Genomic DNA, 18,318 nt, shown 5'->3' on the forward strand with positions numbered 1-18,318 from the left:
CCCAAGCTTTGCAAGCAGGGACGCACCTAACGGCATCGAAAAAAGGCTCGGTGCGCCATGCGGAGACGCAAGGCCGATCGACTCTTTCTGAAACGCAGATGGATGCACGGGCGGGAGACGGAAACGATCGCGCTCTGCACGGACGCAAGTGTCCTGCGCAAGCCAGCTTCATGGCAAGCCGCGTGCTGCTTCGTGATCCTCAGGATGTTTCAACGGCGCAGCGATGGTCGGATCATGCCGCGACCGTGCCACCCTCTGGCGGCACTCATATTTTGCCGCTGTGAGCCATTCCGGCTGCCGGCACAGTCTTCGCTGGCAGGAGAGACCAGATAGAGGCCACCTTATGGGGCTCTGCCTTGGCACGACCCGCCCTTTTGATCCGAGAGGAGCCAGTGGGAGAGGAAATTTTCCCCTCCCATGCATATCGCTCTTTCTCGTGCTTGGCGGCCCTCAGCCGTCCAGATCGCCCAGCAGCGCAGCGGCCTTGGCGGCGGTGACGCGGCGGATGTCGACCTCCTCGCGGCGTGCGGCAAAGGCTGCGCTCGCCAGGATTTCCTCCGCCAGATCGGCCGGCAGTGACAGGATCACGCGGGCATCCTCCTGGTGCAGCCCGCCGAGCGAGGAGCGCTTGGCCGTGATCATGCCGCCGGCCACCGTATTGTTGGTGTCCGGGTCGATCAGGATAAAGGCACCGGTGGCGCGATTTGCCTCGTAAGCGTCGAAGATCGCCTGTTCGTCGAAGGCCAGATGCACCTTGCCGATGGCGTTCATGGCCAGCGCTTCGGCAGCTACCCATTTGCCGCTCTGCAAATCGAGCTTCTGCACCGGCTGAACGGTGACGCGCTGGCGGCGCGTGCCGCTTTTCAGCCAGTAGCGTTTGTTCGGCTGAATGCCTTCGGCCTGCAGCGCCACGAGCTGTGCATCGAAATGCAGGCCCATCTGCGGCTGGCCTTCGAGCGAGACGATCATGTCACCGCGCGAAATATCCACTTGCCGGTCGAGCACCAGCGTCACGGCATCGCCGGATACCGCCGCATTGCGCACGAGGTCGAAGGTAACGATCTTGGCGACGTTGGCCACCATGCCGGAGGGCAGGATGACGACGGAATCGCCTGGCTTGACCGAGCCGCCGGCCACGGTGCCCTGATAGCCACGGAAGCTTTCGCCGGGACGCGAGACGCGCTGCACCGGCAGGCGGAAGCCGACGGTCTGGCCCGAGCGCACGGTAGCCTGTTCCAGAACCTCGACCAGCGTCGGCCCTTCATACCAGGGCATGGAGGCGCGGCCGTCGAGGACGACATTCTCGCCCTTCAGCGCCGACATCGGGATCGCCGTGATCTGGCGCACGCCGAGAGAGACGGCCAGCTCGCGAAATTCCCGGGCGATCGCGTCGAAACGGGCCTGATCATAGCCGACGAGGTCGATCTTGTTGATCGCCAGCACGAACTGGCGAATGCCCATCAGCGTGGCGATGGTGGCATGCCGGCGCGTCTGTTCGAGCAGGCCGGCACGGGCATCGACCAGAAGGACGGCGAGATCGGCGGTCGAGGCGCCGGTCGCCATGTTGCGGGTATATTGCTCATGGCCGGGCGTGTCGGCGACGATGAAGGAGCGCTTGTCGGTCGAGAAATAGCGATAGGCGACATCAATGGTGATGCCCTGTTCGCGCTCGGCCTGGAGACCATCGAGCAGCAAGGCGAAATCGGGCAGGCCGAGGTCGTTCTGCTGGCCGGAATCGCGCCGCAGGGTGACCGCCTGATCTTCCTTGACGGCCTTGGTATCCCACAGCAGGCGGCCGATGAGCGTGGACTTGCCATCATCGACGCTGCCGCAGGTGATCAGCCGCAATGGGCGCGTGTCGCGCAGATGGCGCTGGGCATCGCTGGCCGGGAAGGCGGTGATCTCGGCCGTGGTCGCGTTGGAGGCAGCGTCGGACGAGGCCGACTGGGCGAAACCGGTGGAGCTCATCAGAAGTATCCTTCGCGTTTTTTCTTTTCCATTGAGCCGGACTGGTCGCGGTCGATCGCGCGGCCCTGGCGTTCGGAAACGGTGGCGGTCTCCAGCTCGGCGATGATCTCGTCCAGCGTGGAAGCGGTCGATCGGATGGCGCCGGTCAGCGGGAAGCAGCCGAGCGTGCGGAAGCGGATGACGTCCTCCTGACGTTCCTCGCCGGCTTTAAGTTCCAGGCGCGGATCTTCCGCCAGGATCATCATGCCGTCGCGCTCGACGAAGGGGCGCTTCTTGGCGAAGTAAAGCGGCACGATCGGGATCTCTTCGGCCTGGATGTAGCGCCAGATGTCCACCTCGGTCCAGTTGGACAGCGGGAAGGCGCGCACGCTTTCGCCCTTGCGGATCATGCCGTTATAGATGTTCCACAATTCCGGGCGCTGGTTGCGCGGGTCCCAGCGATGGTCGGGCGTGCGGAAGGAGTAGATTCGCTCCTTGGCGCGGCTGGCTTCCTCGTCGCGCCGCGCGCCGCCGAAGGCCGCGTCATATTTGCCGGCATCGAGCGCATGGCGCAGCGCCTCGGTCTTCATCACATCGGTGTAGAAGGACGAGCCGTGGGTAAAGGGCGTTATGTTTTCCGCCGCGCCGCGCGGATTGATATGCTCCACGAGATCGAGATCGTAGCGGCGTACCATCTCGTCGCGAAAGGCGATCATCTCGGAAAACTTCCAGCCGGTGTTCACATGCAACAGCGGGAAGGGCACGCGGCCGGGGAAGAACGCCTTGCGCGCGAGATGCAGCAGAACGGACGAATCCTTGCCCACCGAATAGAGCATGACCGGCCGCTCGAATTCGGCCGCGACCTCGCGGAAGATATGGATCGCTTCGTTTTCAAGCGCTTTGAGATGCGGATCGAGCGGGGCCTTGGTCGGCCGCTCGGCCGGAAGAATGTCGTGTGCTGTGCCTTGCATCGTCTGTCTGCTTATCCTTCGCGGGCCGCAGGGGCGCCGTTGTTCTCATTTCGCTCCGCTGCATCGGCTCTAGCAGGCGCTTGTGACCGGGGCGGGGCAGGGGCCGGCGGCTTAGGCCGGCGTTGCAATCTTGTCGGAGGCCCGGGCCGGGATCGGCGTAGCCTCGGGCACGTGCAGCCCGCATTCGCGCTTGACGTCGTTTTCCCACCACCAGCGCCCGGCACGTTCCGGCTCGCCGGGCTTGATCGCCCGGGTGCAGGGTTCGCAGCCGATCGAGGGGTAGCCCCGCCCATGCAGCGGATTGACCGGTACCTGGTGCTGGGCCACATAGGCCTTGACGGTCTCGATGTCCCAATCCGCCAGCGCGTTGATCTTGATCAGCCCGCGCTCCAGATCGGCCTCGGCAAAGGGCGTCTCCGCCCGGTTGCCGGACTGGCCACGCCGCAAGCCGGTGATCCAGAAGCTGGCACCTTCAAGCGCGCGCGCCAGCGGCTTGACCTTGCGCACGCCGCAGCAGGCGTGCCGGGCTTCGACACTATCGTAGAACCCGTTCAGCCCGTATTGCGCAACATAGGCAGCGAGATCGGCTTCCTCGGGATGGTAGCGCCTGATTTCCAGACCGTAAGCCGCCTCCGTTTGCGCAATCAGCGCCACGGTCTCGGGAAAGAGCCGACCCGTCTCAAGCGTCACAACATCGATCCCGCGACAGTGCGCGGCGATGGCGGCGGTGATCACCTGGTCTTCGATGCCGAGAGAGGTGGTGAAGACCGAGCGGCCATCGAGCCCGCCCACCAGCGCCAGCCGTTCTGCCAGCGAAAGCGGCGCGAGCTGTCGGTCGAGAAGCGCCGCGGCGGCGGCAATGTCATAGGCAGACATGGAAGAGACGTCCCGTTTATGATCGCCTGTTTATCGCAGACTTGCATGGGCGGGGACAGGAAAAGCGATTTCCATTGCAGCGCCGCAGAAGCAAATATCTCCAACCTTCGGGAAAAGCTTAAAAAATCTAGTAATTCCGTAGATTAACTTCCGCTGTTCAAGCGCGCGTGGGCGCCGTGCCTGAACAATTGTCGTCTGGCTTCTATCCGGCCGCACAGGGGGCGCCCGGAGGGTCATGCCAAAGTTTCGCGCGCGACACCGGTGTTCAACCGCCGAAGCGCTTCGTGGCGGAAATCTTCACCGTCAGGCCCGGCTCGTAGAGTGCGCTGGTCGTGGTGGCATTGAGCGGATTGGCATAGGTCTTGTTGAAGAGATTATCGACGCGCAGGTCGAGCTTGAAGTCGTCCGCGACCTTGTAGCTGGCGAAGGTGTTGACCAGCGTGTAGTCCTCGGCGGCCTTGTTGCCCTTGGGCGCGCCGTTATACTGCACCTCGGCGCCCACGGTCAGCCTGTCTTCCAGGAAGCGCAAACCGACCTGGCCGGTGACCTGGCGCGAGGGCACGGTGGTCAGATCGGCGCGCAGGCCTGTGTAAGAGACCGTGTGGCCGTTGATCACCGAGGCCGAGAGCCCGGCATAGCCCCAGGATGCCTCGTAGAAGCCTTCCACCTCCAAGCCGCGAAGGCGCGCCTTGGCGAAATTCTGGTATTGGTAGCAGATCGGCAGCGTGCCCGGCGTATAGGGGCAGGCGGCATTGGTGGGGAAGGCCGAGAGCGTGGTGCCGCCGATATAGTCGTCCACGTCATTGTCGAAATAGGCCGCCTTCAGCCGCAGCGCATCGCCGCCCTCGATCAGGCTGTCGGCCTTGTAGTTCAGCCCGCCTTCCCAGGTTCTGGCGGTTTCGGGCTTCAGGTTCGGATTCGGCAGGAAGGGGAAGGCGACGCCCGAGGGGTGGAAGCCGCTGATCATGGTTTCCGTCACCGAAGGCGAACGATAGCCTTCCGCATAGCTGCCATAGAGCTGCAGCCCCTCCAGAACGCCGCTAAAGGGCGAGACGCCGAGGGTGATGCGCGGCGAAAGCCGGTCGCCCTCGGAGGTTTCGCGCCCTTCGCCGGACAGCCGGTAATGGTCGTAGCGCAGCGCGGTGACCGCCTCGAAGATGCCATAGGTCATCTTGTCTTGGAGATAAGCACCTGAAACCAGCCGCTTGCCCGATGGCGTATAGACATCCGCGCCGCCCGCCGCTGCCGTCGTCACCACATCGTCTTTCGCGATATCGCCGCCATAGGTCAGCTCATGCGCCAGCACGCCCGTGGAAAAGCGCGAGGTGTTCCACAGATCGAGGCTTGCCGTTTCCAGGTCATACGAGGTTGACGAGCCGGCCCTGACGACGATCGGCTGGGCCGTCACCGGATTGAACTGCGCGACATCGCGCAGGAAGGTCTGGCGAAGGTCGGTCTTGCCATAAGCGGCATTGATGTGAAGATCGACCAGCCCGTCATCGTTGGCGATAGAATAGCGGGCGGTGTAGGTGTTCTGGTGCATGTCCATGTCGTAGGCATCCTGGCCCTCCGTCCAGCTGTCGCTGGCGCCGACCCAGCCGAGCTTCAGCTCGCTGTTGTCGCTCGGGCGGATATTGGCCTTGGTCATGCCGCTCAGAATGTCGAAGCCGGTGCCGGAGACCGTCTCGCGGTCACCATCCTTGTAGTCGCCGAAATCGCGATAGACGATGTTGCCGAGCACATCGACATTTTCGTCCAGCCGCCCTGCGCCGGTGGCGCTGGTCGTCCAGCCTTTGCCATTGGTGTCGTAACGTGCCGTCAGCAGGCTCGCCCAGGTCTCGTCCGGGCGTAGAACGTCGCCGGCATCCTTGGTCTCGTAGTAGACGACGCCGCCGATGGCGCCGGACCCAAAGGTGTTCGCCGTTGGGCCACGCACCACATCGACCTGTTGCACCAGCTCCGGGTCCAGCCAGAACATGGTCTGCGCGCCATGGCCCGAGCGCTGAAAATTCTGCCGAGCGCCATCGACAATCGTCGCCACCCGGCCGAAATCCTGAAGCCCGCGAATGTTGACGCTGCTGGAGGTGCGATTGCCATCCGCCTGCAGCGCGATGCCGGGAACACCGAAGAGCAAGCCCTGCGGGCTGGACGCCATGCGCCGCTCGATCGCCGCGCCATCGACATGGCTGACCGAGGCCATGCTATCGATCGCCGCTTCGCGTGTGCGGCTCACGGCCGTGATCTGGTCGAGCAGGGTGGGCTGCTCATCGCCCTGCGCGCCAATGGCCCCGTCGCCGTTCGTCTTCGTGTTTGCCGCAGTATCCGGGGTCGGTCGGGCAACTTTGGCGCTGCGCTTCGCCGCCGCGGCCCGGTCTTCCGACGGCTGGGCCGGCTCCTGCGCGAAGGCTTGCTGTGGCGGAACGGCCGGCTGCGCAAGGAATGCGATCAGCGCCACGCCCGCGAGGGCGCGCATGCGGCGGGCGGAAAGCCGGGCGGACAAAGAAGGGGAAGCGGGCGCCAGCCTCATGAGGGTCGTCTCCAGAACGGACGGGAATAGATGCGGGAAAAGCTGCTGGCTGGCTGGTGGCTGGCTGGCGGAAGCGGCGCCTCATTTTTGCCTTGACGGGCGAAGGCCGCTGAGGCATCGACTAAATAATATGACTGATGCAGTCAAGAATAAAGCGAAGCGATCCGGACGGCCTTCAAGCAGCCGGCTTCTGAAGGCCTTGAGCAATGCAGGATGACCGAGAGGCCGAATGGCTCACAGATGCCGCACCGGCGACCACGCCTGTGAGCATTGGCAGCGACCAGCCGGAGGCGCTGCGCGTCCTGTCCAGCGCCGCACTGTTTTCCGGCACGCGCGAGGTCGTCATCGACCATCAGGGCATGCGCTATCGCCTGAAAATCACCCGCCAGGGCAAACTCATTCTGATCAAATAGAGGTGAACATCATGTCGTCTTCCGCCAGCATCGCCCCTTCGCAAGCGCGGCCTCAGGCTGCAGCGATCCGCGCGGCGCGTGCCGCCGATCCGAAAAGCCGGGAGCGCGATTTTGCCGCCTCGCTCGGCATTTCCGAGGCCGAATTCATCGCCGCCTATTGCGGCGAGGGCGCCACGCGCCTCAATGTCCGCGTTGACGAGGTGCTCCTCGGCCTGAAAGGGCTGGGCGAGGTGATGGCCCTGACGCGCAATGACAGCGTAGTGCACGAAAAGATCGGCGCTTATGAAAAGGTGGTCACCGGCGCGGTCAATGCGCTGGTGCTGGGCGAGAATATCGACCTGCGGATCTTTCCTAAGCTCTGGGCCCATGGCTTTGCCGTCGAGAAAGGCGAGGACGAGGAAAAGCGGCTCAGCCTGCAATTTTTCGATGCGGCCGGCGATGCTGTCCATAAGGTGCATCTGCGCCCCGCCTCCGATGTCGAAGCCTATCATCGGCTGGTCGCCAGCCTGAGGGCCGAGGACCAGGCGCCCGGGCTCGCCGTGCGGCCGATCGAGGAAAAGTCTTTCGACGGGGCGGGTGCCGGTGCGGACGAGCTTCGGGCCCGTTGGAGCGCGCTGAAGGACACGCATGAATTCTTCGGCATGCTCCGGGATTTGAAGCTTGATCGCCGCGCCGCGCTGCACATGATCGGACCGGATTATGCCTGGCCGCTCGACCCGTCCGGGGTCCGCACCCTTCTCGAACGGGCGGCTGGCGAGGATCTGCCGATCATGTGCTTCGTCGGCAGCCGGGGCTGCATCCAGATCCATTCCGGTCCGGTGAAGGCGATCTCGATGATGGGCCCCTGGCTCAATATCTTCGACCCCACCTTCCACATGCATCTGCGCACCGATCACGTTGTCGAACTTTGGGGCGTGCGCAAGCCGACCAAGGACGGTGCGGTCACATCCGTTGAGGCCTATGATGCTGCCGGGCGGCTGATCGTGCAGTTCTTCGGGCTGCGCCATGAGGGCGAGGAGGAGCTGTCGGGCTGGAAGAGCCTGGCCGAGACCCTGCCGGCCCGCGCCAGCGAGGCGGCCTGAGCGATGCGCGCCATGATCCCGCGTCTTGCAAAGGTCCGTTCCTGCCTCGTCCTTGGCCTTGCCACCTTGGTGATGGCCCTGCCGCTCCGCGAACGTTCCGCATGGGCGGAGGAGGTGGCGGCCTTTCCGCCCGAAGCGCGCATTGTCTCGATCGGCGGATCGCTGACCGAGATCGTCTATGCGCTGCATGCCGAAAGCCGGCTGGTGGCGCGTGATTCCACCAGCACCTATCCGAAGGCGGCCGAAAGCCTGCCGAGCATCGGCTATATGCGCCAGCTTTCGCCCGAGGGCGTGCTGTCCCTGCATCCGGGCGGTATCCTGTCTCTGGCCACCAGCGGACCACCGGAAGCGGTGGCCGTGCTGCGTCAGGCCGGCGTGCCCATGGTCGAAGTGCCCGAGGCCTATGACGCCAAGGGCGTCGTCGAAAAGATCCGCAAGGTCGGCGCGGCGCTCGGCAAGAGCACGGAGGCCGAGGCGCTGGTCACCCGCGTCGAGGCAGGTCTGAAGCCGGTCACCGCGCGGGTGGAGAGGCTCGCCGAGCGCCAGCGCGTGCTCTTCGTGCTCTCGGCCCAGGGGGGCAAGATCATGGCGGCGGGTACGGGCACGGCGGCGGACGGCATGATCCGGCTTTCGGGCGGCATCAATGCCGTCGAGGGCTATGCCGGCTACAAGCCACTTTCGGACGAGGCGCTGATTGACGCGAGGCCCGACCTGATCCTGGTGATGGACCATGCCGGGCCGGGCGCCAGCGATGCCGACCTGTTGTCCCATCCCGGCATTGCCGCTACGCCGGCTGGACAGAAGCGGCGCATTCTGCGCATGGATGGCAGCTATCTTCTCGGCTTCGGCCCCCGCACCGCAGAGGCGGCGCGCGACGTGAGCGAGGCGCTTTACGGACATTGAAGGCGGGAGGCCCCAACAGAGCGGGGAAAAGGCTTGGCGTCCGTCTCCGGTCTGGCCTGGACGCCGAGCCTCTCGTCTCAAACGCAGAGCCGTTCGGGTCGGAATAAGTAAGTTTATACGACCTCATCAAGAGCGGATCGAGCCCGTCTGCCTGCTTTTCAGGCCATCCGAGGGCTTTCACCTGGCTGTTGCCCGTGACGAACGCCCTATGATCGATGCAACAAATGCCCACGCACATAAATATGACAGTTATCATCATATTTTCTGCGGTATAACTTGACAGAAATAATCATGTTAAAATAGGACAGGGCATACTGACCTTTTGGAGCCCTGAGCATGCCCATTACCATTGAAGCCAAGGATGTGAACGGCGACGGCGCCGGCATCGATTTCAGCGCCTTCCTTGCCAATTTCGAGCAGAGTTTCGTGCCTGTCGGCCGCGGCCAGTTTTCCGGCGCGGACATGATCTCCGGCGCGGAATATGCGCTGACCGACGCCAATGGCTATGGCGTGGTGCTGGATGCCGGCGACAAGGCCTGGGCCTATTCCATGAGCTCGCATACGGTCGAAGGCTCGCTCGACGCCGTCTCCTTCGGCGGTGCCACCGTGCTGGATACGACGACGCGCACCTTCTCCCAGGCGACGGAACTGCGCATCTCGGGCCTCGATCTCAATGACAGCGCGGCTGCCAATCTGGTCCGCTCGTCGTTGACGGCGCGCAGCGCCGCCGAATTGCTGAAGGCGATCCAGGGCGACTCGATCAGCTTCATCGGCAGCGACGGCGCCGATGTCTTCAAGGGCTATGACAAGGCGGATACGCTGTCTGGCGGCGCCGGCAATGACACGCTTTGGGGCATTGGCGGCAATGACCGGCTGATCGGCGGCGACGGCAACGACACGCTCGTGGGCGGCGCCGGCAATGACGTTCTTCTCGGCGATGCGGGCAACGACACGCTGAAAGGCGGCCTCGGTCTCGACACGCTGAAGGGCGGAGCGGGCAATGACAAGATCTATGGCGAAGATGGCAACGACAAGCTCTATGGCGAAGCCGGCGACGACGTTCTCTCCGGCGGTGCCGGCAATGACCGGCTGGACGGCGGCGCGGGCAAGAACACGCTGACCGGCGGCGCCGGCCGCGACACCTTCGTCTTCGGCAAGGACGCGACCGGCCGCAATGTCATCAGCGATTTTTCCGCGGGCAAGGCTGCGGGCGACGTCATCGCTTTGCAGAAGAGCATCCTGTCCTCCTTTGCCGATGTGAAGGACCATGCGGTGGACAGCAAGCTGGGCCTGACCATCGACTATGGCGACGGCAGCATCGTGCTGCGCGGCGTCCATCTCGACGACCTGCACCGCAACGACTTCCTGTTCGTTTAAGCGCATACACGTCATGTCACGTCGAAGGCCGCCGCGCGAAACCGCGGCGGCCTTTGATTTTTGATGCGTGCCTGTTGGATAGGTGCGAAAGCTTGGCCTTTCGCTTGCGTGCCAGGCCTTAGCGGGTGAGCCGGATTTCGCTTGTTGTCACCGTGCGGCCGGTTTTCGGGTCGCGATCGAGCGTGCGTAGAACAAGGCCCTTGGCGCCGGTCTTGCGGATGGTCATGCGTGCATCGCGGTCGCCGTTGATCTCGCGGCTCCAGCGCACGGCGAAATCCAGCGTGTCTCCCTTCCGCCCGCCAGAGAGCGCCGCCGGGCGGCCGGAGGGGCCGATATAGGTGCCGGCATAGCGCCCGCCCTGACGGTTGAGATCGGCCGAGACCTGTCGGCGCACGACAAGAAGGCCCCGGCACTGCCCGGACAGGGAGAGCGCCGAGGCGTTGGCCGTGCTGGTGAAATTGCAGGACACGCGCACCGGCGGGGTGCCGATCCGTGTCGTCACCGTGCCGCCGCCGCTCCAACGGCCGGCGAGCGAGGGCAGGAAATCCTCTTCCGCCGCCATGGCCGGCGCGCCGGAAAGCCCGAGGAACAAGGTCGCCGCAGCCGTCATGATCGTCCCGCGCATGCCATTTTCCTCCTGTCCGGTGTCGCCATGGTCAAACGCAGGGCAGGCGGCACGGTTCCGCTCCGCAACTGGGCATGACTGGCAGGATACGGCGTCGGAATCCTTTGCCGCGAGGCGGGCGCGTCTTATGCTGCCGGGCCCGGCATCGCGCCGCGCTGAACGATCGCCGGAGAGGCCGGCGCCAGGTACGGGTCTGCCCGTCCCTCTCTTCGGCGCGTCAGAAGGCGTGTCTGGGCCAAGCCATCTGTACCGCTGCCCCTTATCCCCAAGCCTGGTCCGCCGTGACCAGCGGGATCTTGGAGCCCAGCGCGCGCAGGGCGATCTGGTGAACGATCTGGCTCGGGGCCGTGCAAAGGTCTCCCACCACCTGCACCTCGTAGGGATCGGCCGCGCGTGACAGCGCGGTAAAGACCACGCAGTTCTGCGTCATCATTCCGCAGACGAGCAGTGTCTCGATGCCATCGAGATGAGTGTGGAGCAGGGTGTCCTGGAAGGCGTCGGGCACGGCCTTGACGATAACGGGTGCATCGCTGACGGCTTCCAGAATTGCAGGCCGCAGCGCGGCGCCGGGGCTGCCGGCGGCAAAAAGGCCGCTACCGACAGGCGCTTCGTGGCGCACCAGAAGGATGCGGTCGCTTGCCTTGCGGGCCTTTGCCAGGCTTGAGAGGATGCGCTGCTCCGTCTCCTCTGCCTGCCACAGCGGCAAGCTGCCGCCGGTAAAATAGTCATTCTGGATATCGATGACGAGAAGCGCGCGGGTCATGCGGAGGGTCCTTTCGAAAGAATGTGGGAGCGGCCGCGATCTCGTCCGTATCGGCTTGTCGTCGGGGCGGTGCCTCTCACCCCCTCAGGCACAGTGCGGTTTGCCGTCGAGATCGCACCTGACACGTTTTATGCGAAACGATGCTGCGGCATGAGTGGCCCAATTGCCATTTTTCGGGTATATTGGGCCAATGCATATTGCCGTTCTCGCCTTTGAGGGGATCAGCCCCTTCATGCTGTCGACGCCGCTTGCGGTCTTCGCCGAGCCCTTTCTGGCCGGCGGCCATGAGATCGCGGTCTGTGCCGCCGCGCCCAGCCTCCAGGCCACCGGCGGGCTGGTGATTCAGGCGCCGCATGCGCTGGAGGCGGTGCCGGACGCCGATGTGGTGATCATGCCCGGCTGGCGCGATGCGCTGGAGCCGGTTTCGCCCGATCTTGTCGCGGTGCTACAGGCAGCGCATCGGCGCGGTGCGATCGTCGTCGGCCTCTGCCTGGGGGCCTTTGCCTTGGCGGAGGCCGGGTTGCTGGACGGCCGGCGGGCGACGACGCATTGGATGCGCGCGGCCCTGTTTGCCGAGCGTTACCCCGCCGTGACCGTCGATGCCGACGCGCTGTTCATCGATGAGGGGCAGGTGATGACGTCGGCCGGCATCGCCGCCGGGCTCGATTGCTGCCTGCATCTGCTGGCGCGCCTGTCCGGGATCGGCGAGGCAAACCGTGTGGCGCGCCATCTCGTGGTCGCGCCGCAACGCCTCGGCGCACAGCCGCAGCTGATCGCGCGGCCAGCCCCCGGCTCCTCGGCCGAAAAGCGGGTGAGCGACCTTCTGGAAGGCCTGCGGCACGATCCGTCGGCCACGCCGACGTTGGACGCACTCGCCGATCGCGCGGGCGTCAGCCGTCGCGGGCTGACGCGGCATATTCGCGCCCAGACCGGCGGCAGCCTCAGCGACTGGCTCCGGCGGGTGCGGCTCGACCGGGCGCAGGCGCTGCTTGGCGCCGGCGCGAAAGGGCTTGACGATGTGGCCGCGCGTGCCGGCTTTGCCGATGCCAAGGCGCTGCGCGCCGCATTCCGCCAGGAGCTTGGCCTCAGCCCGCGCCAATGGCTGGCGCGGCAGCGGCAGAGTGCAGGAACGGCCTCTTGAGAGCCTGAAGAAGGCGCCGGCACGCTGTCAGCGCAGTTTTCGGATTCGCCTTCAGGCGTAACACCCAGCCGGCAAAGGCCGAATGGCGCATCGTGTGGGGCAAAAGCTGGAATCTGCCGTCTGCATGATGGCGCTTAACGTAGGTCGGCCGGCACGCTGCCATGTCGCAAGCGTGTCGGCCGACAGCGGTCCGTCGGGCCGACGCTCGATTGATCAAGCCGAGCGGCGCAGGGCGGCGGGAGCGCTGCGCGTTTCCTGGAAACGATCCGCCGTGGTGCGGAACTTCATCAGAAGCTCGCGCAGATGCACGGCTTCCTTGGCGAGACCGGCAGTCGCGCCGTCCATTTCCTCGACCATGGCGGCATTGCTCTGGGTCGACTGGTCCATCTGGTTGATGGCGATATTGACCTCGCGAATGCCGACGGACTGCTGTTCGGAGGCGGTTGCGATGGCGCCCATATGGCTGTCGATCAGCTGCACCAGCTCGGCAATGGCGCTGAGCCCTTGGCCGCTGTCATTGACCAGCCGCACGCCTTCGACCACCGCGGCTTCCGAGCCCTGGATCAGGGCCTTGATCTCCTTGGCGGCGGCGGCGGAGCGCTGAGCGAGCTCGCGCACCTCCTGGGCCACGACGGCGAAGCCCTTGCCAGCATCGCCGGCCCGTGCGGCCTCGACGCCGGCATTCAGCGCCAGAAGGTTGGTCTGGAAGGCGATCTCGTCGATCACGCCGATATTCTGGTTGATCTGGTGGGCGGACGCCTCGATCCGATCCATGGCCGAAACGGCCTCGTCGACCACCTTGCTGGCATTGCCGGCCTTGCTGCGCGCATCCTTGACGAAGCCACGCACCTCCAGCGTGCGCTCGGAATTGTTCTGGACGTTGACGGTGATTTCCTCGAGCGCTGCTGCCGTCTCCTCGATCGAGGCGGCCTGCTGCTCGGTGCGCCGGGCAAGATCGCTGCACGCGGTGGAAATTTCCGTGGAGCCGCTCGTGACCGAACCGGCCGATTGCCCGACCGCCACCAGAACGGCGCGCAACTGAGTCACGGATTCGTTGAAGTCGTGCCGCAGCGTTTCGAATTGCGGCGCGAAGGGTTCGTTGATCTCGCAGATCATATCGCCGTTCGCCAACCGCTTCAGACCCGCGGCGAGCGCGCCTGTGGCCCGGTTCAGCCGCTCCTCGGCCTCTGCCTCGGTCCGTGCCTGAAGTGCTGCCTTTTCGGCCTCGCTCTTTGCGCGCTCGGCTTCGGTCTCCTGCTCAAGCTCCTGCGCACGGCGCGCATTGTCGCGGAAGATCTGCATCGCCGTGGCCATGTCGCCGATTTCGTCTCCCCTGCCGAGGCCCGGAATCTGGGTGTCTAGCGCGCCCTGCGAGAGCCTGCGCATGCTGTCGGTCATCGCCAAGAGCGGCCTGATGATGCGCCGGCTGACCAGCAACATGATTGCGAGCGTGCCGGCAACCGCCGAAGCCAGCAGGACGAGGCTGACGATCAGCGTGCGGACGGCGTCGTCATACTGATCCTGCGCACGCTTGCTGGCCTCATCGATGAAGGCGACTGCGAGGTCACGGATGGTGTTGACCCTGTTGACATTTTCATTGTCCCACTGGAGCCGGGTGAAGCCGACCTTCTGCCCGCGCATCAGCGTATCCAGCGCGCTGATCTGCGTGGCGCGGAACGTCGGATCGAAATAGAGCCGTTCGATCTCCGCCATGCCCCGCTCGAAGCGTTCGTTGGCCCCGAGATAGGCCATCTGCGCCTTGATCGTATCCTTCATCAGGTCGAGCATGCCAAAATCACGGGCCTGAATAAACTTGGCGTCGGCAGGAATGGCACCGAGCGACAGGATATTGTTGCTGATGTTGCTGAGTGCGGTGCCGGACTTCACGCGCAGCATCCAGGTTGCGTTGTGCAGATGGATCAGCTGCTCGATCACCGGATCGTCCAGAATGATCGAGCGCTTGATGGCAGCGCCCGTGCGGTCCAGCCTGTCCATGATCTCTGCGCCAGCGTCCGCGATCTCCTTGGGCAAATCCGGTCGCCGCGATGCCTTGGCCATTGCCAGCTCCGCATTGCTCTGCTCCTGAAAGGCCTTGAGACGGTCCCGCGCGCTTGCCAAATAGCTGACGGACGCTTGCGCCTCGGGAATGGCAATCTCTTTCAATGTGCCGACGGCTTCATCCAGCGCGGCCAGCTCGTCAACGCGCGCGCTCAGCAGACCGGGCGGCAGCGTCGTCATGGTCTCGTCCTTCAACAGCAACCCGCCGGTTAAGGACGAGTCGATCCGGATGTTGGCAAGTGCGACGAACAGCCGCGAAGAAGCGCGTGTCGCGAGACGGATTTCCTGCGCATCATTCATCCGGTTCCAGCTCGTCAGGGCATCAAACCCCAGGAATGCCATGACGATCAGGCAAAGCGATGCAAATAAGGCCTTAAGTAGAACGTTGAGCGAGAACATGACGCATCCCTCATATTTGATGGGATCGTTTGATAGCAAAAGAATGATAATATTATATTAAACTAATTTAAGATGGGTCTGGAATGCGCTCTTCTGAGTGCTCGGTGGATTTGCGGCACAGCCCGTTGAACCCTGTCCAGATCCTTCCGGCGGGCGTCCCCGAGACAGGCAGGCTGGACTCTTGAACCGACACTGAAGTGCATCAGGATGCTCTGCGCGCGGTATCAACCATGCGCGCGCCGATCCCGCCCTGCTCACGCCAGCGCGCCATCGACGATCACCTGCGCCCTCCCGCGCGAGCAGGGCTCGATGCGCGCCTCGACGCGGTAGATGTCGCGCAGCATGGCCGGCGTGATCACCTCATGGCTGGGCCCGGACGCGCGCATGACGCCGCCCGCGATAACGATGGTGTTCTCGCAGTAATGCAGCGCGTGGTTCAGGTCATGCAGCGCGATCAGCACGATCATGCCTTCACGCTTGGCCAGCTTGGCCACGAAGCCCAGCACGTCCATCTGGCGGTGCAAGTCCAGCGCAGAGGTGGGCTCGTCCATCAGCAACACCTGCGGCCTGCGCACCAGCGCCTGCGCCAGGGCCACGAGCTGGCGCTGGCCGCCGGACAATTCGCCGAGGCCGCGGAAGGCGAGATCCTCGATGCGCAGCGCGGCGAGAATGCCATCGATAGACTGAAGTTCGGACTCGTCCACCCGCCATCCGCCGCCCTGCTTGGCGGCGAGCAGCACGCTCTCATACACGGTCAGCACCGCATTGGCGCCAGTGTCCTGCGGCATGTAACAGATGGCCTTCGGCCCCTGAGTTGCGCCGGAAAGCCGCACCGTGCCCTGGCCTTTGATCAGCCCGGCAATGCGCTTGAACAAGGTAGATTTGCCCGCCGCATTCGGACCGATGACGGCGGTCAGGCTGCCGGCTTCCATCACCGGCGTCGTCACGCCTGACAGAACGGTGCGGCGCGCATAGGAGGCGCCAAGTCCTTCGAGGGCAAGCGTTACCATGCGCGCCTCCTATTGGTGAAGATCAGCACGAAGAAGAAAGGCACGCCGACCAGCGCCGTGATCACCCCGATCGGCAGCACCGCGCCGGGGATCAGCATCTTGCTGACCACCGAGGTGGCCGAGAGCAGCAGCGCGCCTGAGATCACCGAGGCCGGCAGGAAGAAGCGCTGGTCCTCGCCCACCAGCATGCGGGCGATATGCGGGCCGACCAGGCCGATAAAGCCGATGGTGCCGACGAAGGACACGGGGATGGCAGCCAGCAGGCTGACGGCGAGCATGGTGGTGAGCCGGAGGCGGCGGACATTGACGCCCATGCTCGCCGCCTTGTCGTCGCCCAGCCGCAGCGCGGTCAGCGCCCAGGCCTGGCGCATGAAGACCGGCAGAATGGCAACGAGCATGGCGCCCGTCACCGCCACCTTGATCCAGGTGGCCTTGGTGAGGCTGCCCATGGTCCAGAACACCACGGCGGCCAGCGCCTGTTCGGAGGCGAGATATTCCAGCATCGACAGCGCCGCATTGAAGGTGAACACCAGGGCAATGCCGAGCAGCACGATGGTTTCCACCGTGACGCCCCGCATGGTCGAGGCGAAATGGATGAAGAGGGCCGCGACCATGGCCATCAGGAAGGCATTGATCGGCACCATATATTGCACGGCGCCCGGAAAGATCGCGACGCCACCGACGAGGCCAAGCGCTGCGCCGAAACTGGCGGCGGCGGAAATGCCGAGCGTGAAGGGGCTTGCCAGCGGATTGGACAGGATGGTTTGCATCTGCGCGCCGGCCACAGAGAGCGAGGCCCCGACGGTGACGGCCATCAGCGCGATGGGCATGCGGATATCCCAGACGACGACGCGCAACTGCGTCGTCACCCCATCTGCCATGGCAATGGCTGAAAGAACCTCGTTCAGCGAATAACGTGCCGGTCCGAGCCCGATATCGAGCGCAATCGAAAAAGCCAAGGCCGCCACGAGGGCGGCGAGAATGAGGATGCGGCGGGCGGCGAGAGCGCGATAGCGAACGCGCCCTTCCAGCTTCGCCGGGCTTTGAAGCGCGAGAGCCATCAGTTCACACCCCTGTCGAGCGAAACGAAATAGCCGGTCTTGTAGGAAACCGGCAGAAATTTTTCATGGAATTCCCGAAAGGTCTGCTCGGGATCGAGGTCCGCGAACAGATCGGGATGGAACCACTTGGCAAACTGCTGGATGGGGACGAACTCATAAGGCGCGCCATAGAACTGATGCCAGACGGCATGGACCGCGCCAGTCTTCACCGCCTTTACCTCGGGGAAGGGCGTGCGCTTCATCAAATCGACGAGCTTGGCCTTTGCCAGCGTCAGATCCGCCCCGCGTCCGACGGAAACGAACTGGTTGAGATCGCTCTCGGCCGCCCAGTTGGAGCCGGTGACGATGACATGATCGGGATCGGACACGATGAGCTGCTCGGCGCTCAAATCGCCGAAGGTGGTCTTGATAATGCCATCGGCGATGTTCTGCCCTCCGGCCAGATCGACCATTTTGCCGAAATTGACGGGGCCGAAGGTGCGGCAGCAATGATTGTCGCCGGTGATGCCGGGCGCGCGCTCGATGAAGACCTTGGGGCGGTCAAGGTTTTTGGCAGCGGCAAGGCGGTCCGTCACCCTGGCGATCTCGGCCCGGCGATAGGCCTTGAAGGCCTCGGCTCTCTCAGTTGCGCCGAAGATCTGGCCGAGGAGATCGATCGACTTCTCCGTGTTCTTGTCCGGATCAAGGCGAAAATCGAGATAGACGATCTTGATGCCGGCGGCCGCTGCCTTTTCCTCGAAGCCATCTTCCTTGGCGGTCTTGGCCGCTTCGAGATTAAGCGTCAGCACGTCGGGTGCCAGCGCGACCGCGCTTTCCAGGCTGAAATCGCCCTGCGGCACGTAGCCGAACCGGGGCAGCCTGGCGATATCGGGGAAGCGTTCGATATAGGCGGCGTAGCTGTCAGGATCCTTCTTGATGAGATCATCGCGCCAGCCGACCACCGTGTCGAAAGCATGCGCGCCCTTCAATGCCGCGATCACATGGATCTGGCGCGCCTCGCCGATGATCACGCGCTTGGCCGGCAACTCTAGCTCGATGGTGCGGCCGGCGACGTCGGTGATGGTGGCGGCGAAAGCAGGCCCGGCGACAGCCTGCGCCAGAACGCACGCGGCCATGAGCGCCAGCAAGGGTGCAGATGCGCGCTTGAGCAGAGAGGACATGAGAG

General features: G+C 64.4%; 15 protein-coding genes. 5 read left to right on the forward strand and 10 right to left on the reverse strand.

Annotated elements, in window-relative coordinates; genetic code table 11:
* Positions 1 to 450 precede the first annotated feature (450 nt).
* The 4 genes from cysN to BMX61_RS10415 all read right to left on the reverse strand — a co-directional run bounded on the left by cysN (position 451) and on the right by BMX61_RS10415 (position 6,321).
* Entirely contained in the window at positions 451 to 1,968 is a 1,518-nt protein-coding gene (cysN, locus tag BMX61_RS10400) for a sulfate adenylyltransferase subunit CysN (RefSeq protein ID WP_075629880.1), read from the reverse strand.
* Positions 1,968 to 2,918, reverse strand: a complete 951-nt coding sequence (cysD, locus tag BMX61_RS10405) for a sulfate adenylyltransferase subunit CysD (protein ID WP_075629879.1) — start codon at positions 2,916 to 2,918, stop codon at positions 1,968 to 1,970. The genes cysN and cysD overlap by 1 nt, the downstream gene beginning before the upstream one ends.
* Before the next feature lie 111 nt (positions 2,919 to 3,029).
* Positions 3,030 to 3,794, reverse strand: a complete 765-nt coding sequence (locus tag BMX61_RS10410; protein ID WP_075629878.1) for a phosphoadenylyl-sulfate reductase — start codon at positions 3,792 to 3,794, stop codon at positions 3,030 to 3,032.
* A 265-nt stretch (positions 3,795 to 4,059) separates the two neighbouring features.
* Positions 4,060 to 6,321, reverse strand: coding sequence for a TonB-dependent hemoglobin/transferrin/lactoferrin family receptor (locus tag BMX61_RS10415; RefSeq protein ID WP_234794650.1), 2,262 nt, complete (start codon positions 6,319 to 6,321; stop codon positions 4,060 to 4,062).
* A 206-nt stretch (positions 6,322 to 6,527) separates the two neighbouring features.
* On the opposite strand from BMX61_RS10415, the gene hemP reads away from it, so the two are divergent.
* The 4 genes from hemP (at position 6,528) to BMX61_RS10435 (ending at position 10,096) form a co-directional block, all read left to right on the forward strand.
* On the forward strand, positions 6,528 to 6,734 hold the full coding sequence (gene hemP / locus BMX61_RS10420; RefSeq protein ID WP_083639642.1) for a hemin uptake protein HemP: 207 nt from the start codon (positions 6,528 to 6,530) through the stop codon (positions 6,732 to 6,734).
* Between the two features lie 11 nt (positions 6,735 to 6,745).
* A complete protein-coding gene (locus BMX61_RS10425) occupies positions 6,746 to 7,816 on the forward strand; it encodes a hemin-degrading factor (RefSeq protein ID WP_075629877.1) in 1,071 nt (356 codons plus the stop codon).
* 3 nt (positions 7,817 to 7,819) lie between these two features.
* Positions 7,820 to 8,719, forward strand: coding sequence for a heme/hemin ABC transporter substrate-binding protein (locus tag BMX61_RS10430; RefSeq protein ID WP_075629876.1), 900 nt, complete (start codon positions 7,820 to 7,822; stop codon positions 8,717 to 8,719).
* Between the two features lie 336 nt (positions 8,720 to 9,055).
* Positions 9,056 to 10,096, forward strand: coding sequence for a calcium-binding protein (locus tag BMX61_RS10435; protein ID WP_083639641.1), 1,041 nt, complete (start codon positions 9,056 to 9,058; stop codon positions 10,094 to 10,096).
* Positions 10,097 to 10,214: 118 nt separating this feature from the next.
* Here BMX61_RS10435 and BMX61_RS10440 read toward each other — a convergent pair whose 3' ends face one another.
* Together BMX61_RS10440 and BMX61_RS10445 are read right to left on the reverse strand one after the other, a co-directional pair.
* Positions 10,215 to 10,721, reverse strand: a complete 507-nt coding sequence (locus BMX61_RS10440; RefSeq protein ID WP_075629875.1) for a hypothetical protein — start codon at positions 10,719 to 10,721, stop codon at positions 10,215 to 10,217.
* 259 nt (positions 10,722 to 10,980) lie between these two features.
* Positions 10,981 to 11,484, reverse strand: a complete 504-nt coding sequence (locus BMX61_RS10445) for a cysteine hydrolase family protein (RefSeq protein WP_075629874.1) — start codon at positions 11,482 to 11,484, stop codon at positions 10,981 to 10,983.
* Positions 11,485 to 11,674: 190 nt separating this feature from the next.
* Between BMX61_RS10445 and BMX61_RS10450 the strand changes: the two genes are divergently transcribed.
* Complete coding sequence (locus BMX61_RS10450) at positions 11,675 to 12,625, forward strand: GlxA family transcriptional regulator (RefSeq protein WP_075629873.1); 951 nt, start codon at positions 11,675 to 11,677, stop codon at positions 12,623 to 12,625.
* A 213-nt stretch (positions 12,626 to 12,838) separates the two neighbouring features.
* Here the strand turns inward: BMX61_RS10450 and BMX61_RS10455 are convergent, their stop codons facing one another.
* The 4 genes from BMX61_RS10455 to BMX61_RS10470 form a co-directional block, all read right to left on the reverse strand.
* The gene (locus BMX61_RS10455) at positions 12,839 to 14,983 is read right to left on the reverse strand and encodes a methyl-accepting chemotaxis protein (protein ID WP_083639657.1); all 2,145 of its coding nucleotides are present in this window, start codon (positions 14,981 to 14,983) and stop codon (positions 12,839 to 12,841) included.
* A 353-nt stretch (positions 14,984 to 15,336) separates the two neighbouring features.
* Entirely contained in the window at positions 15,337 to 16,092 is a 756-nt protein-coding gene (locus BMX61_RS10460; protein ID WP_075629871.1) for an ABC transporter ATP-binding protein, read from the reverse strand.
* A complete protein-coding gene (locus tag BMX61_RS10465; protein ID WP_075629870.1) occupies positions 16,086 to 17,153 on the reverse strand; it encodes a FecCD family ABC transporter permease in 1,068 nt (355 codons plus the stop codon). The genes BMX61_RS10460 and BMX61_RS10465 overlap by 7 nt, the downstream gene beginning before the upstream one ends.
* Positions 17,153 to 18,268: an ABC transporter substrate-binding protein gene (locus BMX61_RS10470; RefSeq protein WP_170854932.1), complete on the reverse strand. Its 1,116-nt coding sequence runs from the start codon at positions 18,266 to 18,268 to the stop codon at positions 17,153 to 17,155. The genes BMX61_RS10465 and BMX61_RS10470 overlap by 1 nt, the downstream gene beginning before the upstream one ends.
* Positions 18,269 to 18,318 lie beyond the last annotated feature (50 nt).

Source organism: Xaviernesmea oryzae, assembly GCF_900109605.1.
Taxonomy (GTDB): Bacteria; Pseudomonadota; Alphaproteobacteria; order Rhizobiales; family Rhizobiaceae; genus Xaviernesmea; species Xaviernesmea oryzae.

Excerpts from the sequence above, each read along its gene's own strand:
- cysN (WP_075629880.1), bottom strand. The coding sequence starts at position 1,968 with ATGAGCTCCACCGGTTTCGCCCAGTCGGCCTCGTCCGACGCTGCCTCC.
- cysD (WP_075629879.1), bottom strand. The coding sequence starts at position 2,918 with ATGCAAGGCACAGCACACGACATTCTTCCGGCCGAGCGGCCGACCAAG.
- BMX61_RS10410 (WP_075629878.1), bottom strand. The coding sequence starts at position 3,794 with ATGTCTGCCTATGACATTGCCGCCGCCGCGGCGCTTCTCGACCGACAG.
- BMX61_RS10415 (WP_234794650.1), bottom strand. The coding sequence starts at position 6,321 with ATGAGGCTGGCGCCCGCTTCCCCTTCTTTGTCCGCCCGGCTTTCCGCC.
- hemP (WP_083639642.1), top strand. The coding sequence starts at position 6,528 with ATGCAGGATGACCGAGAGGCCGAATGGCTCACAGATGCCGCACCGGCG.
- BMX61_RS10425 (WP_075629877.1), top strand. The coding sequence starts at position 6,746 with ATGTCGTCTTCCGCCAGCATCGCCCCTTCGCAAGCGCGGCCTCAGGCT.
- BMX61_RS10430 (WP_075629876.1), top strand. The coding sequence starts at position 7,820 with ATGCGCGCCATGATCCCGCGTCTTGCAAAGGTCCGTTCCTGCCTCGTC.
- BMX61_RS10435 (WP_083639641.1), top strand. The coding sequence starts at position 9,056 with ATGCCCATTACCATTGAAGCCAAGGATGTGAACGGCGACGGCGCCGGC.
- BMX61_RS10440 (WP_075629875.1), bottom strand. The coding sequence starts at position 10,721 with ATGCGCGGGACGATCATGACGGCTGCGGCGACCTTGTTCCTCGGGCTT.
- BMX61_RS10445 (WP_075629874.1), bottom strand. The coding sequence starts at position 11,484 with ATGACCCGCGCGCTTCTCGTCATCGATATCCAGAATGACTATTTTACC.
- BMX61_RS10450 (WP_075629873.1), top strand. The coding sequence starts at position 11,675 with ATGCATATTGCCGTTCTCGCCTTTGAGGGGATCAGCCCCTTCATGCTG.
- BMX61_RS10455 (WP_083639657.1), bottom strand. The coding sequence starts at position 14,983 with ATGAATGATGCGCAGGAAATCCGTCTCGCGACACGCGCTTCTTCGCGG.
- BMX61_RS10460 (WP_075629871.1), bottom strand. The coding sequence starts at position 16,092 with ATGGTAACGCTTGCCCTCGAAGGACTTGGCGCCTCCTATGCGCGCCGC.
- BMX61_RS10465 (WP_075629870.1), bottom strand. The coding sequence starts at position 17,153 with ATGGCTCTCGCGCTTCAAAGCCCGGCGAAGCTGGAAGGGCGCGTTCGC.
- BMX61_RS10470 (WP_170854932.1), bottom strand. The coding sequence starts at position 18,268 with ATGGCCGCGTGCGTTCTGGCGCAGGCTGTCGCCGGGCCTGCTTTCGCC.